This window comes from Blastococcus sp. OS1-29 (genome assembly GCF_057628075.1).
In genome coordinates, this window is sequence record NZ_JBXXJK010000002.1 from 687,691 (window position 1) to 702,245 (window position 14,555).

12 protein-coding genes are annotated in these 14,555 nt (G+C 72.2%); 7 read left to right on the forward strand and 5 right to left on the reverse strand.

All coding sequences use genetic code 11. The annotated features are described in order from the left end of the window. Positions 1–12: 12 nt before the first annotated feature. Positions 13–984, forward strand: coding sequence for a transporter substrate-binding domain-containing protein (locus AC2H4J_RS07905; RefSeq protein WP_487464306.1), 972 nt, complete (start codon positions 13–15; stop codon positions 982–984). Between the two features lie 114 nt (positions 985–1,098). Continuing rightward, positions 1,099–2,130 (forward strand): ornithine cyclodeaminase, encoded by a 1,032-nt coding sequence (locus AC2H4J_RS07910; protein ID WP_487464307.1) that lies wholly within the window; start codon positions 1,099–1,101, stop codon positions 2,128–2,130. Between the two features lie 114 nt (positions 2,131–2,244). Here the strand turns inward: AC2H4J_RS07910 and AC2H4J_RS07915 are convergent, their stop codons facing one another. Continuing rightward, entirely contained in the window at positions 2,245–3,507 is a 1,263-nt protein-coding gene (locus AC2H4J_RS07915; RefSeq protein WP_487464308.1) for an amidohydrolase, read from the reverse strand. A gap of 130 nt (positions 3,508–3,637) precedes the next feature. On the opposite strand from AC2H4J_RS07915, the gene AC2H4J_RS07920 reads away from it, so the two are divergent. Next, positions 3,638–4,858, forward strand: a complete 1,221-nt coding sequence (locus tag AC2H4J_RS07920; RefSeq protein WP_487464309.1) for a metal-dependent hydrolase family protein — start codon at positions 3,638–3,640, stop codon at positions 4,856–4,858. Positions 4,859–5,101: 243 nt separating this feature from the next. On the opposite strand, the gene AC2H4J_RS07925 is transcribed toward AC2H4J_RS07920, so the two are convergent. Continuing rightward, complete coding sequence (locus AC2H4J_RS07925) at positions 5,102–6,493, reverse strand: dihydrolipoyl dehydrogenase family protein (RefSeq protein ID WP_487464310.1); 1,392 nt, start codon at positions 6,491–6,493, stop codon at positions 5,102–5,104. 147 nt (positions 6,494–6,640) lie between these two features. On the opposite strand from AC2H4J_RS07925, the gene AC2H4J_RS07930 reads away from it, so the two are divergent. Both AC2H4J_RS07930 and AC2H4J_RS07935 read left to right on the forward strand, forming a co-directional pair. Next, positions 6,641–7,876, forward strand: a complete 1,236-nt coding sequence (locus AC2H4J_RS07930) for an FUSC family protein (RefSeq protein ID WP_487464311.1) — start codon at positions 6,641–6,643, stop codon at positions 7,874–7,876. 57 nt (positions 7,877–7,933) lie between these two features. Beyond that, the gene (locus AC2H4J_RS07935; protein WP_487464312.1) at positions 7,934–8,494 is read left to right on the forward strand and encodes a DUF421 domain-containing protein; all 561 of its coding nucleotides are present in this window, start codon (positions 7,934–7,936) and stop codon (positions 8,492–8,494) included. Positions 8,495–8,497: 3 nt separating this feature from the next. Here the strand turns inward: AC2H4J_RS07935 and AC2H4J_RS07940 are convergent, their stop codons facing one another. Beyond that, a complete protein-coding gene (locus AC2H4J_RS07940) occupies positions 8,498–10,642 on the reverse strand; it encodes a beta-glucosidase (protein ID WP_487464313.1) in 2,145 nt (714 codons plus the stop codon). Between the two features lie 155 nt (positions 10,643–10,797). Here AC2H4J_RS07940 and AC2H4J_RS07945 point away from each other — a divergent pair, with 155 nt between their 5' ends. Further along, complete coding sequence (locus tag AC2H4J_RS07945; RefSeq protein ID WP_487464314.1) at positions 10,798–11,496, forward strand: cytidylate kinase-like family protein; 699 nt, start codon at positions 10,798–10,800, stop codon at positions 11,494–11,496. Next, complete coding sequence (locus AC2H4J_RS07950) at positions 11,493–12,878, forward strand: glycoside-pentoside-hexuronide (GPH):cation symporter (RefSeq protein WP_487464315.1); 1,386 nt, start codon at positions 11,493–11,495, stop codon at positions 12,876–12,878. Before AC2H4J_RS07945 ends, AC2H4J_RS07950 begins: the two co-directional genes overlap by 4 nt. Before the next feature lie 15 nt (positions 12,879–12,893). Here the strand turns inward: AC2H4J_RS07950 and AC2H4J_RS07955 are convergent, their stop codons facing one another. Both AC2H4J_RS07955 and AC2H4J_RS07960 read right to left on the reverse strand, forming a co-directional pair. Next, a complete protein-coding gene (locus tag AC2H4J_RS07955) occupies positions 12,894–14,333 on the reverse strand; it encodes a glucose-6-phosphate dehydrogenase (protein WP_487464316.1) in 1,440 nt (479 codons plus the stop codon). Then, positions 14,330–14,488 (reverse strand): hypothetical protein, encoded by a 159-nt coding sequence (locus AC2H4J_RS07960; protein WP_487464317.1) that lies wholly within the window; start codon positions 14,486–14,488, stop codon positions 14,330–14,332. The genes AC2H4J_RS07955 and AC2H4J_RS07960 overlap by 4 nt, the downstream gene beginning before the upstream one ends. Positions 14,489–14,555: the final 67 nt, after the last annotated feature.

Sequence of the window (14,555 nt, forward strand, 5' to 3'; positions counted from 1 at the left end):
CCGGAGGAACCCATGAGAACCCGTCTGCTGCCCGCGGTCCCGGCGCTCGGCCTACTGCTCGTCGGCGTGCTGACCGGCTGCGGCGCCCAGGTCGACAAGCCGGACGCCACCGGCGCCACGAGCAGTGCCGCCTGCAGGACCGAGGCGGTCCCCGCAGGCGACCCGCTCGCCGCGCCCCCGCTTCCCACCCAGAAGCCCGACCCCGCCCTGGCCGACCTGGTCTCCGCCGGCACCAAGGCCCAGCCCGTCGTCCTCGGCGTCGCCCCCGACCTGCCGCCGGTGAACTTCGCGAAGGACGGCGAGCAGCGGGGGTTCGAGCCGGACCTGCTCCGCGCCGCCGGAGAGAAGCTCGGCGTGCCCATCGAGTTCCAGATGCTGCAGAACCCGCTGGCCGCCTACAGCGCCGGCCAGGTCGACGGCATCGCCGGGTTCTTCAACGACACGAAGGAGCGGCAGGCGCTCGGTTCCTTCGTCGACTACGTCAACGCCTCGGTGTCGGCCGTCGTCGCCGACTGCAACCCGCTCGGCATCGTCACGAACACCGATCTGTGCGGCAAGAAGGTCACCGCCGCCGTGGGCACCGTGCAGCTGCTCCAGATCACCGACGCGAATGCGCCGGGCTCAGTTCTCGCCCTGTGCGAGGACGCCGGCAAGGAGGCGCCGGTCGCGGTGCAGGCCGACACCTCGGTCTCCGCGGTGCAGACGCTGCGCGCCGGTCGCGCCGACGCGATGGTCATCGACGCACCGATCGCGATCAACGTCGTGCAGCAGTCCGAGGGCGCCCTCTCCGTGGGCTACACCGAGACCCTGCCCAACCCGGTCGGCGTTCTGCTGAACAAGAAGTTCGACGCCGAGCTGATCCCCGCCCTGCAGAAGGCCTACCAGGCGCTGGTCGACGACGGCACGTACACCTCGATCCTCGGGGCGTACGGGATGACCACCGGGCACGTGAAGGAGATCACCGTGAACCGCGGCGAGGTCTGATCCCTCGCCGTTCGACCGGGCGGCCGCCGGCCTCCGCTCCCACCGGAGCGGGCCGGCGGCCCCCACCCCCGCCGCCGGCGGGTTCCGGATCGTGGCTGAGCGGAGAGTGGAGAGATGACGGAGTTCGTCGGGGTGCGCAACATGGTCCGCTGGGTGGCCGAGGCGGGGGTGGAAGAGGCCATCTCCGGGATCGCCGGCTACCTCCGGGAGGACTTCCGGCGGTGGCCGGCCTTCGACAAGACCCCGCGGGTGGCCAGCCACACGTCGTTCGGCGTCATCGAGCTCATGCCGGTCAGCGACGCGACGACGTACGCGTTCAAGTACGTCAACGGCCACCCCTCGAACCCGGCCCGCGGCTACCAGACCGTCACCGCTTTCGGCGCCCTGGCCGACGTGTCCAACGGCTATCCGGTCTTCCTCGCGGAGATGACCCTGCTGACGGCGCTGCGGACGGCGGCCACGTCGGCCGTCGCGGCCACGGCCCTGGCCCGCCCGGACAGCCGGCGTCTGACCCTGATCGGCGCGGGCAGCCAGTCCGAGTTCCAGGCCCTGGGCATGCGCGGTGCCCTCGGTATCGAGCAGGTCACCGTCTGGGACACCGATCCCGCCGCCGCGGCCAAGCTGCGCCGCAACCTCGAACCCCTCGGTTTCGACATCACCCTGGCCACCTCCGCGCGGGAAGCCGTGCTCGGTGCGGACGTGGTGACCACCTGCACCGCGGACAAGGCCCTGGCCACCGTGCTGCTCGCCGACTGGATCGAGCCCGGCATGCACCTCAACGCGGTCGGCGGCGACTGCCCCGGGAAGACCGAGCTGGATCCGGCGATCCTCCGGGCGGCCGAGGTCTTCGTCGAGTTCACGCCGCAGACCCGGATCGAGGGCGAGATCCAGGCGATGGAGCCCGACTTCCCGGTCACCGAGCTCTGGGAGGTGCTCACCGGCCGCCGCGCGGGTCGTACATCGGAAGAGCAGGTGACGGTGTTCGACTCGGTCGGCTTCGCCCTCGAGGACCTGTCGGCCCTGCGCTACGTCCGCGACGCGGTGCGCGGGACGCCGTGGGTGACCGACGTCGACCTGGTCGCCGAGCCGGACGACCCCAAGGACCTCTTCGGCATGATCCCCGTTCTGTCCCCCATCCCGGCCTGAGAGGACGGCATCGACGACGCGCCGCCTGCCCAGGGCCGGCCGCAGACAGTCGACCGGGCAGGGACGAGAGCCAACGGTGGCCGAGGAGGCATGACGACTGAACCGCAACGGTCCTCAGGCGGCCAGCCAGGCCAGCGCGCCGACGACGAGCGCCTGGGTGCCGGTGTCCAGGGTCGGCTGGATGACCGGAGCGAACTCGGCGGAGTGGTTGACCGGAACGTCCTGGGCGATGCGGCCGGCCTTCTCGGCCCTGTCGTAGAGGTCGGCGTCGATACCGCCGATGAACCAGTAGCTGTACGGCACGCCCAGGGCCTCGGGGATGTCGCTGAAATCCTCGCTGGCCGACTGCTGACCCGCCTGCCGGAACTGGCTGCCGAAGTGCTCCCCGAACGCCGTCGCCGCCTGCTCGGTCGTGGCGCTGTCGTTGTCGGTGAGCGGGAAGTGGTCGAACAGTTCGAACTCCGGCTCCTTCGGACTGCCCGAGGCCTGGCACTCGGCCGTCACGATCCGCCGGATCGCGTCCAGGATCGTCGTGCGCGCCGAGTCGCTGAACGTCCGGATGTTGAGCTGCAGGGTGGCCTGATCAGGAATGACGTTGCTCTTCGTCCCCGCCTGGATGCTGCCCACGGTGAGGACGGCCGTGTCGCTCGGCGCGACCTCGCGGGAGACGACGGTCTGCAGCCGGACCACGATCATGGCCGCGAGCACGACCGGGTCGACCGAAGCCTGCGGCATCGAGCCGTGCGCGCCGCGGCCGTGGACGGTGATGCGCATGCTGTCCGCCGTCGTCAGGGCCGGCCCGGGGTGGGTGCCCACCCGGCCGGTGGGCAGCGCCATCACGTGCTGCGCGAGGGCCACGTCCGGCGTGGGGATCAACTGGGCGAGACCGTCGTCCACCATCGCCTTCGCCCCGTCCCCCGTCTCCTCCGCGGGCTGGAACAGCGCGATCAACGTCCCGTTCCAGTGCTGCTTGCCGTCGGCCAGCAACTGCGCCGCACCGGCCAGGCACGCCACGTGCATGTCGTGCCCGCAGGCGTGCATCACCGGCACCTGGTTGCCGTCGCCGTCGGTCGCAGTGACCTGGCTGGCGTAGGGCAGCCCGGTCGCCTCGCGCACCGGCAACGCGTCCATGTCCGCCCGCAGCAGGACCGTCGCGCCGTCCCCGTTGCGGAGGACGCCGACCACCCCGGTGCCGCCCACCTTCTCGTGCACCTCGAAACCGGCCTGCCGCAGCCGGTCGGCCACCAACCCCGCCGTCCGGTGCTCCTGGTGCGAGAGCTCCGGATGCTGGTGGACGTCGCGGTACAGGTCCTCCTGCCACGAGCGGGCGGCCTCCTGCCCGGAGAGAACGGACGTGACGGCTGAGTCGGAGGCCATGGCCACCCCTGAGGACGTCGGTGTGAGTGCTTCCCGAGGTCAGTGTGCCCGCGCCCTCGCCATTCCACCCACGGGAAGGAGGTGTTCACAGGTTCGTGTGCGGCCGGTGCGTGGGGGTACCGCTGGCTGTATGGGCAGCTACGTGCTCGTCTGCGGAGCGCTGTTCGACGGGGTTGCCGAGGAGCTGAGCGGACCCACCGAGATCCTCGTGCGGGACGGCCGCATCGCCGCCATCGACCGGACGGTCGACCGACCGGACGGCCCCGAGGTGATCGACCTGTCCGAGCGCACCGTCTGCCCCGGCTTCATCGACACCCACGTGCACCTGACCATGGACGCGTCCGACCTCGGGGCGCAGACGCTGGCCTCCTCGGCGAGCAAGGCGCTGACGGGCCTCGGCCTGGCGCAGGAGTACCTGCGCTACGGCTTCACCACGTTGCGCGACCTCGGCACGATGGACCCCGAGTTCCCGACCGTCGACCTGCGCAATGCGTTGACCGCCGGGCTGGTCGCGGGACCGCGTCTGGTGGTCGCCGGGCACGTGCTCAGCTCGACGGGCGGACACGGGGACGTGGGCGGCTTCTACGCGCCGCGCTGGGACCTCCCGGTGTCCTCCGTCGGCGACGGCACCGAGCAGATCCGGCGGCTGGTGCGCCGTGAGCACGCCTTCGGCTCGGACTGGATCAAGACGGCGAACGCGGGCGGCTACTTCAGCGCCGGCGACGACCCGGCCCGCTGCACCTGGTTCGACGACGAGATGGCGGCGCTGACGGCGACCGCGGCGCAGCTCGGCATGCCGGTCGCCGTGCACACCGGTGCCGCGGAGGCCTGCAAGCAGGCGATCCGGCACGGCGTCCGCAGTCTCGAGCACGCCTACCTCATCGACGAGGAGGGCGTCGGGATGGCGAGCCGGGCCGGCACGTACGTGGTGCCGACGATGCAGATGACCCAGGAGGACCTCGGCGCGCTCGCGGCGGGCACGCTGCCCGAGCAGGCGGTCTGGAAGTTCGGCCGCGACAGCCGGCAGATCCTCGACTCCCAACGCCTCGTGGCGGCGAGCGACGTGAAGATCGCCTACGGCACCGACTGCGGAATGTTCCCGTTCAGCCACGGCATCCTCGAGTTCCAGGCGATGGTGGCCGCCGGTCTGACGTCGGTGCGAGCCCTCAAGGCAGCGACCTCGGTCGCCGCCGAACTGCTGGGGCGCGACGACCTGGGCGTGCTGGCGCCGGGCTCATGCGCCGACGTGGTCGCCATGCCGGGCGACCCGATCGCCGACATCGCGGCGACCGCGGGCGTGGACTTCGTCATGAGCCGCGGCGCGGTCGTCCGCCGTCCGGACGTGGCCTGAGCCCGCGCCGGGCGAATGCGGCCGGAGCCGGACCGGAAGTGCTTCCGGGGGGCTCCGGTCCGGAGGAGGGTGAGCCCGCCAGGGAGCCTCCGCGGCTCCCGCGCTCGGCGGGGGGATCGTCATCGTTGCTCGTCGCTGAGCAGCCACGGATGGTCGCCCCGCATCTGCTGGCCCAGCGCGGCTCGCGCCGGTGCACCGCAGAGCCCGGTGCACCGCAGAGCTCAGCATCACCCGTGGCCCCGGTCAGGCCGGGGTCTGTCGGGCAACGGTGTCGAAGAGCAGGTTCAGCCCTTCGGCCATGGTGGGGTGGGTGATGACGGCATCCCGCACGCGCTGGTAAGGCAGGGAGCCGAGCATCGCCATCTGCACCGCGGCGAGCACCTCGCCGGCGTCGTGGCCGAGGAGCGCGGCGCCGAGGATCTGGTCGCTCTCCCGGTCGATGACCACCTTCCAGTGCCCGGTGGTCTCGCGGAGCGTCTTGGCCCGCGGGATCGCCGCGACGTCGAGCCGGGCCACCGTCACCGCCCGCCCCTCCGCGCGGGCCTCGCTCTCGGTCATCCCGATCCGGGCCAGCTCCGGCGTGGTGAAGACCGTGTAGGGCACGAGCCGGCCGGTGGTGACGGCATCCCCGCCGGTCAGGTTCGCCGTGAGGATCCGGAAGTCGTTCCACGACGCGTGCGTGAACTGCGGGCTGCCGGCGACGTCGCCGGCGGCCCACACGTGCTCGGCAGTGGTCCGCAGGTGCTCGTCGACGACGACGAAGCCGCGCGCGTCGAGCTCGATGCCGCCCTTCTCCGCGTCCAGGTCAGCGGTGACCGGCCGGCGCCCGGTGGCCACGAGGAGGTCGCCGCCGCGGAGTTCTGTCCCGTCGGCGAGCGTGAGCACGACGTCGCCGTCCGCTCGCCGTACGCCTGTTGCCCGCGCGCCGAGCCGGACGTCCACGCCCTGGCCGGCGAGCAGGTCGGCCACCCAGCCGGAGACCTCCGGGTCCTCCCGCGGCAGCAGCCGGGCGGCACTCTGCACCAGGGTCACCCGGGTGCCGAAGACGGCGAGCATGGAGGCGAACTCGCAGCCCACGTAACCGCCCCCGACGATCACGATGGAGGACGGCAGCCGGTCCAGACGCTGGATGGTCTCCGACGTCCACGGCTCGACCTCGGCCAGACCGGCCAGGCCGGGCAGCGCGGGCGCGGTGCCGGTGTTCACGACGACGTCCCGCCCACGGACCGTTCGCGTGCCGCCGCCGTTCAGCGCGACCTCGACGGTGCGCTCGCCGACGAAGCGTGCCGTGCCCATCAGGAAGTCCATGCCCGAGCCGGTGAACAGCTTCGCGTGGGCCACGACCATTCCCTCGATCACGCCCTCCTTGTGGGCACGCAACCGGTCGAGGACGACCGCCGGCCGGCCGCCGAGCTCGATGCCGAGCTGGTCGGCGCGGCGTGCGGTGAGCAGGGTCCTCGCGGAGGCGACGAGCGCCTTGGTCGGGATGCAGGCGACGTTGATGCACGTGCCGCCGATCTTGTCGTGCTCCACCATCGCGACCGACCAGCCGGCCTTCGCCCGGTCCAGTGCCAGTGACTTGCCCGCCTTGCCGCCGCCGACCACGAGCAGGTCGACGTGCTCGGTCTCGGTCATGGCGCCTCCCGGGCACTGCGGTCGCCGGATCCCGCGACCGGCGGCTACCCAGCCCGAGCGGGGGTATGCCGGACCTGGCCGAGCAGACATGGGGTGCGGATGCACGACGGCGGAGCGCGACGGTGGCCGGGACCTGACGATCGATCGGTGCTGCGCCGGACGGCGCGGGCGCTGTGGCCGATCGTCCAGCAGACGGCGGCCGCTGCCATCGCGTGGACGATCGCCGTGTACGCCCTCCACCGCTCCAGCCCCTTCTTCGCGCCGATCGCCGCGGTGGTCGGGCTGAACGCCACGCTGGGACGGCGGGGGTCCCAGGCGGTGCGCCTGCTCGTGGGGGTTCTCGTCGGCATCGTCGTCGGCGAGATCGCGGTGGCGATCGCCGGCGGCGGCGTCTGGACGCTCGCGGCGGCCACCTTCACCGCGATGGTGATCGCGCGGCTGATCGACAGCGCGCGGGTCGTGACCGCCCAGGCGGCCGTCGCGGCCATCCTGATCACCGCGTTCGGCGACCGCGCCGAGGGCACCAACCGGCTGATCGAGGCGCTCATCGGCGGCGGGGTGGCGCTGGTCTTCAGCCAGCTGGTGTTCCCGCCGGACCCGCTGCGGCTGCTGCGGCGGGCGGAGACCACGGTGCTCACGACACTGGCCGACGGGCTGCGACTGACCGGAGAGTCCCTCGCGCGCGACGATCCGCAGCTCGCCGACCAGGCCCTGTCGCGTCTCCGGGGCCTCCGCGACGCACTGTCCGACCTGGCCACCATGCGCAAGGCCAGCGACCGCGTCGTCCGGCACTCGGTGACCTGGCGGTCGAAGGAGGCCCCGGTGGTCCGCGAACGGGAACGGGCCGACCACCTGGACCTGCTCGCCGGCAGCTGCCTGCTGCTGACCCGCACCGCGCCGGCCACAGCCGCACCCCAGCAGGCCGCACTGGCGCCGGCCGTCGGCCGGCTCGCCCAGGTGCTGGCCGAGCTGGCCCCGCAGCCCGGGGATCGCCCGACCCGGCAGCGCGCGGCTCAGCAGGCACTCGACCTGGCCCGCCAGGTGTCCGACGACGACGCGCCGGCGCCGTCCGACGCGGCCCTCGGCGCGGTGCGCATGGTCGCGCTCGACGTGATGATCTTCACGGGGGTCCCACCGGAGCAGGCGCTCGGCGCGGTCCGCCGGGCCGGCCAGGACGCGCAGGTCGCCGACCCACCGAGCCACGGCCGCCCGCGCCGATCGAGCCGGCTGCACCCGTCGAGGTTGCTGCGACGCCTCCGGGGTCGGACGAGCACGCGCGTCGGGGACGACGTCGATGATCGAGCACCGGCCACCGACGACGGCGCCCGGAGCGGCGGGGTGCGGAAGGCGTCGGCGCATCAGGAGGGCAACGCTGCGCAGTGACGCGCGCGGGGAGCCGGTCGACGTCATGCCGCCGGCCCGTGAGCGGAAGGAAAGGGAATGTGGCATGACTTGCTCGTCCAGCAGGTCCCGTTCGTCCAGAAGGTGCTGCGGATCGCGCTGGTCTACCTCTTCCTGCTGGGGCTCCTGAGAATCTCCGGGAAACGCGGACTGGCATCCACGAACACCCTCGATCTGATCGTGATGCTCCTGCTGGCCAGCGGTGTGGAGAATGCGATCGTCGGCGCGGACGACAGCGTGACCGGTGCCGTGATCACATCGGTGACCCTCGTCGGCATCAACACCGGCCTGCGGTACCTGATGACCATGAGTCCCAGGGCCGCGCGCATCCTGCAGGGGAAGCCGACGACCGTGATCGAGGACGGTCACGTCGAGGAACGGGGCCTGAAGAAGCTGGGGATCCGGCACAGCGAGATCGACCATGCGATACGCAGCCAGAACGGTGACAGCATCGCGGAGATCCAGCACGGGGAGCTCACCCCGAGCGGCCAGTTCGTCCTCAGCCTCGAGGAAGAGGAGCAGTCGCCGACGAAGGCCGACGTCGCGGCCCTCAGCGCGCAGCTGCGCGACCTCGAGAGGTCCTCGGCCGCGCGGTGGTGACCCTCAGCCGATCGTCACGCCGGCCGACAGCGGCGTGTTCTCGCTCGAGGTGCCCACGACGACCGTGTACTCCCCCGGCAGGACGACGAAGTCGTGGGCACCGTCGTCCCAGACCGACAGCGGGTGGTGGGTGGCGGAGGGGTCGACGGTCACCTCGATCCGCGCCGAGGCGCCCGGTTCGAGGTGGACCTTCCGGAAACCCACCAGGCGCCGGGGCGGCTGGCCCGCCGCCTGGGGGAAACCCAGGTAGACCTGGGCCACCTCCGCGCCGGGCCTCTCCCCGGTGTTCGCGACCGTCAGCTGGACGCTCAACGGCGCCGTCCCGTCGGTCCGAGACGGGCTGACCGTCAGGTCGGACAGCGCGAAGCTCGTGTACGACAACCCGTGGCCGAACGGGAACAGGGGCGCGATGCCCTGGCTCTGGTACCAGCGGTAGCCCATCAGCAGGCCCTCGCTGTAGCGGAGCACCGGGTAGCCCGCTCCCTCGTCGGTGCCCGGGTATCGGTCCGGGTGCCCGGCGAACGGGGTGTCCTCCTCCGACCGCGGGTAGGTCGTGGGCAGTTTCCCGGACGGGTTGACGACGCCGAACAGCAGGTCCGCCACGACATGGCCGTCCTCGGCGCCCTGGTTCCACGCCTCCAGGACGGCGGGGACGGCGTCGATCCACGGCATGAGCACCGGGTTGCCGTCCTTGAGGACGACGACCGTCCTGGCGTTGAACGGGCCCACCTCGGCGATCATCCGGTTCTGGTCGTTCAGCATGTTGGCGTCGGACTGGTCGGCGCCCTCGGTGGCCACGAGGCCGGCCATGATCACGACGGCATCGGCCGCCTCGGCCGCAGTCTTCGCCTCGGCCAGGTCGGACAGGTCGTCGGCCACGGTGACCTTGCGCAGGCTCATCGATGACCCGAGCGCCTGCAGGACGTCGCGCAGGCCGTCCATGGGCGACACGGTGTAGAGCGGGTCGACCTTGGAGCTGCCCCCGCCGCCGAGCGTGGCCCGGTCCACGTAGGTCGCCTGACCGATGACGGCGATGCTCGCCAGGCCGGGATCCAGGGGCAGGATCGCGCCCTCGTTCTTGAGCAGGACCGCGATCTGCTCCCCGATCCGCCGTGAGACGGCGCCGTGCGCTGCGGCGTCGATCTCCCCCGGCGCGTAGGGCCGCTCGAACTGGCCGAACCGGAACATCTGCGTGTAGCGGCGGACCAGCGCCCGGTCGACCGTCTCGATCTCCAGGCTCGTGTCGGCCAGCGCGGAGGTGACGTTGTCCTCGTTGAGCCACTTGGCGTCGGGCATCTCGTGGTCCATGCCGGCGTTGATGGCCGGGGCGGCGGACCGACACGACCAGAAGTCCGACTGCACGTAGCCTCCGAAGCCCCATTCCTCGCGCAGGACGGTGTGCAGCAGGTAGCGGTTCTCGGTGGCGTACGTGCCGCGCACCCGGTTGTAGGCGCTCATGATCGCGGCGATGTCGGCGTCCTTGACCAGCATCTCGAACGGCAGCAGGTACAGCTCGCGCAGCGTCCGCTCGTCCACCTCGACGTTCGCCCGGAAACGCTCGTACTCCTGGTCGTTGCACACGTAGTGCTTGGCCATGGCGATGACGCCGTGCTCCTGGATGGCCCGGGCGACCTCGACGCCCATTACGCCGCTGAGGTAGGGGTCCTCGGAGAAGTACTCGAAGTTGCGCCCGGAGATCGGCGTGCGGTGCAGGCAGACGCCGGGGCCCTCCAGGACGTGCTGGCCGAGGGTCGCCGTCTCGCTGCCGATGACCCCGCCGTACTCACGTGCCAGCTCGGGATCGAACCCGGCGGCCAGACCGATCGTCATCGGCAGCGCGGTGGCCGGCGGGCTCGGGGTCCCGTCCCCCATTCCCACGCCCACCGGCCCGTTGGTGATGCGGAACCGCGGGATGCCCAGCTCCTCGATGGCTGCGACGTGGCGCTCGACCCGGATCTGCGCAGCGAGTTGCTCCATCCCCTCGGCGGTGTCCGCCTGGAGCTGGTAGATGTCGATGGTCTGCATGGCGCCGTGCAGCTGGGCGATCTTCTGCTGCAACGTCATGGCGGCGACGAGCGCTCGCGCCCGCTCCTCGGGGAAGACCGAAGGATCCAGCCAGGACCGGTCCGCTGTGTCAGCGCTGGGCACCCGCCCAGGATGCGGGCCCGATCGGCGGCGCGCAATCGAGCTGCAGCCATGGGGCGAGCGCTGGGTTTGCGGCTTCGCACTCGCCCGTCGACGCTCGACCCGACAGGTCTCTGTCCCGCTGGCCTGCCGACGCCGAGCTCGTGGAGGAGGCCCGCATGCCTGCCGAGCAGACCGCGACCCCACCCCTGGTCACCGTGGTGGCCCTCTACGGCACAGCGATCTCGCGCATCGGCCCGCGGATCGCCGAACGGCTCGGTGTCCCCTTCCTCGACCACGCGATCGTGACAGGGGTGGCAGAGCGGCTGGGTGTCCCCGAGGAGTCCATCGAGTCCTACGACCCAGACGTCGAGAAGTCGCCCCGCAGCCGGCTCCGCCGCTTCCTCGACACCCTGGGCGAGCCGACGACCGCCGATCCGAGCGCCGGCCCCGACCACGGTGCCCGGCGTCTTCGGGCGGCCACCGCGGACTATCTCGCCGAGGCGACCGTGCGCGGCGGGGTGTGCGTCGGCCGGGGCGCCATGGTGGTGCTGCAGGGCGTTCCCGGGGCGCTGCACGTGCGCCTCGACGGCCCGCGGGAGGCGCGGGTCGAACAAGCCATGCGGATGTTCGGGATCGACGCGCGCACCGCCGAGCGCCGCCGCAGGGAGAACGACCGGCTGCGCATCGGCTACGTCCGCGAGACCTACGGCGTCGACCTCGACGACCCTGACCTGTACCACCTGCGGGTGGACAGCACCGTCCTCGACTGGGAGACCTGCGTCGGCCTGGTCGTCGAGGCGGCCCGCGCGCACTGCGAGGGCGCGGCCCGGGCGCCCCGCCCCGGCACCGACGCGCAGCAGGGAACCCCGGCATGACGACGGGTCCGCTGCCGCTCACCGCGAAGAACTACCTGGCCTACGCCGGCGGCGACGCGGCCAACAACCTCACCTTCACCCTGGTGTCGATGTTCCTGCTCGTCTACTACACCGACGTCGCAGGCATCGCCGCCGGTGCGGCCGGCACGATCCTGCTCGTCGCACGGGTGTGGGGCGCGGTCACCGACGTCGTCGCGGGGTACCTCGTCGACCGGACGACCACGCGGTGGGGCCGCTTCCGCCCGTACTTCCTCCTCGCCGGCGTGCCACTGCTGCTGCTCGCGGTCGCGGTCTTCAGCGTGCCGGGCGGCCTCGGCGGGACCGCGGCACTGGTCTACGCGTACGCCACCTACATGCTCTTCTCGCTGGTGTACAGCCTGACCAACATCCCCTTCGGCTCCCTCGCCGCGGCGATGACCCAGCGCTCCGACGAGCGGGCCAAGCTCTCCGGCGCCCGCTCCGTCGGCTCGGCCGTGGCCATCATCGGCCTGACCGTGGTGGTGTCGCCCCAGATCACCCGGTCGGCGAACCTGCAGCGCTCCCTGACGGTCACCACGATCGCGTTCGCCGTCCTCGGCGTCGTCCTGTACCTGTTCCTCTTCCGCAACTCGCGCGAGGTCGCACGGCAGCCGACCGAGCCGCTGAGCCTGGGTAAGAGCCTGTCCGCCCTCGGCGGTAACCGGCCGCTGATGACGCTCTGCCTGAGCGCACTCGCGGTGCTGATCGGTTTGTTCGTCATGCAGACGCTGCAGGTCTACTACGCCCGCGACGTGCTCGGCAACGCCGACCTGACGATCCTGCTCACCGTGCTCACCACCGGTTCGATGTTCGTCGTCAGCCCGTTCGTCCCGAAGATCGTCGCGAGCGTCGGCAAGAAGAAGGGGTACGTCATCGCCGGCCTGGTGACCGCGGCAGGCGGGCTGGGCATAGCCCTCGTCCCTCCCTCGCAGCTCGTCCTGCCGATCATCTCCTTCACCGTGTACGGCGTCGGTATCGCCGCCTGCCAGTCGCTGATGTGGGCACTGCAGGCCGACACCGTCGACTACGGCGAGTGGAAGTCGGGAGTGCGCAGCGAGGGCATCAACTACTCGGCGCTGTCCTTCAGCCGCAAGGTCGGCCAGGGCATCGGCGGCGGCATCGCGGCATGGGGCATCGGCGTCGGCGGGTACGTCGCCGGGGCCGACGTCCAGACCCAGGGCGCGCGGGACGCGATCCGGATCGTCACCGGGGTCGGCCCTGCGGTGTTCGTCGGTCTCGGCGCCCTGATCATGCTCGCCTACCCGGTCACCGAGCGGCGGTACCGCGCGATCGTCCGCGAGCTCACCGACCGCAGCCGCGAGCGGGCGCTCGCCGACGATGCCGTCCCGTCGGCGCGAGCGTGACCCTGTCGGTCCGGATCAGGAACGTCCGGCGCCCTCGGGCGGGGGCAGGCCGGTGGAACCGGCGGGGTACTCCAGCAGCGGCGGTGTGCCGTCGGCCCAGGCGGACAGCACGGGGGTGACCACCCGCCACGCCTCCTCCGCCTCGTCGCCGCGGACCGACATCGAGGAGCCACCGTTCAGGAGGTCGAGCAGCACGCGGGCGTAGGCCGGCAGCTGTGAGGGCGGGGGTTCCCCGTACAGGGTGACCGGCACCCAGCCGCCACCCGGTGCGTCTGGCGAGTAACCGGTCAGCCGCAGGCGGATGTCGTCCGGCCCGTCCAGTCCGACCCAGAGGTCGCTGGCCTGCGGGTCGTCGCCGGCGCCCGGCTGCGGCGGGGGCTCGCCGGCCCTGAACCGGACCAGCACTCCCTTCCGACGCTCGGCCAGTGCCTTGCCGGTGCGCAGCCGGAAGCGGGTCCCGGCCCAGCGGGGAGTGTCGATCTCGAGGAGCAGGTCGGCGTAGGTCTCGGTGTCGCGGGTGGGATCGACGCCCTCCTCGTCCGCGTAGTCGGGTACCCGGGCGCCGTCCGCGCCGCCGGTGTCGGCCAGTCGCCCGGCGCTGTAGCGCGCCCGGCGGGAACGCACCCCGGCATCGGCCGCGGTCGGCCCGCGCACGGCACGGAGTGCGGCCACCTTGGCGTCGCGGACGTCCCGCTCTCCCAGCGCCGGCGGACGTTCCATCGCGACCAGGGCCAGCGCCTGCAGCATGTGGTTCTGCAGCACGTCCTTGAGCGCGCCGGCCCCGTCGTAGTACCCGGCCCGGCCCTCCAGGGCCAGCGTCTCCTCCCACAGGACGTCGATCTGCTCGATGTATTCACCCGTCCAGCACGCGCTCAGCCAGGGGTTCGCCGCGCGCAGCCCCAGGAGGTTCTGCGCCGTCGCCATTCCCAGCACGTCGTCGACCCTGAACACGGCCCGCTCACCCGCCTCCCCGCTGACACGGGCCAGCAGGGCGTTGAGGGCCTGCGCTCCGGCCAGGTCCTCGCCGAAGGGCTTCTCCAGAGCCACCCGGCTACCCGGCGGCAGCCCCACCTCGGCGAGGGTGCGCACCGTGGCCGGGACGAGGGACGGTGGCAGCGCGAGGTACACGGCGACCGGCGTGCCGGCCTCGTTGCCGCCCGGCCCGGGCTGGATCACTGCCGCGAGACTGTCCCGGTCGGTCACGTCGACCGGCCGGTAGCGGAGAGAGCGCACCACCGCCCTCCGGTCGGGACCCGGGAGGTCCGCGGCGTGATCGGCCAGGCGCTCCTCGGCGAACCGCTGGAATCGCTCGTCGTTCCACTCGTCCGCGGCGCCACCGCTGATGGTGAACCCCTCGGGCAGCCGACCGGCGGCTCTCAGCGCGGCGAGAGCGGGCAGGAGGAACCGGCCGGCGAGGTCACCGGTGGCGCCGAGGAGTACGAGTCGCCCGATCACGCGGACTGCTCTCGGTCGAGCTTCCCGCGCCCACGGGGTCGCAGCGCCCAGCCGGCCTCGGGCTCGCGGCCCTCGCCGGCCGTGTCGAGTCGGAACCACCACCGGCCGGGCTGCGGCGTGCGCTGACGGGTGCTGGTGTCACGCGGCGGGAGCATGCGGGCCCTCCTGTGCTGGCACCGCGCTCTTACCCGGCAGTGCACGAGCCATGCCGGGTGCTGTCGG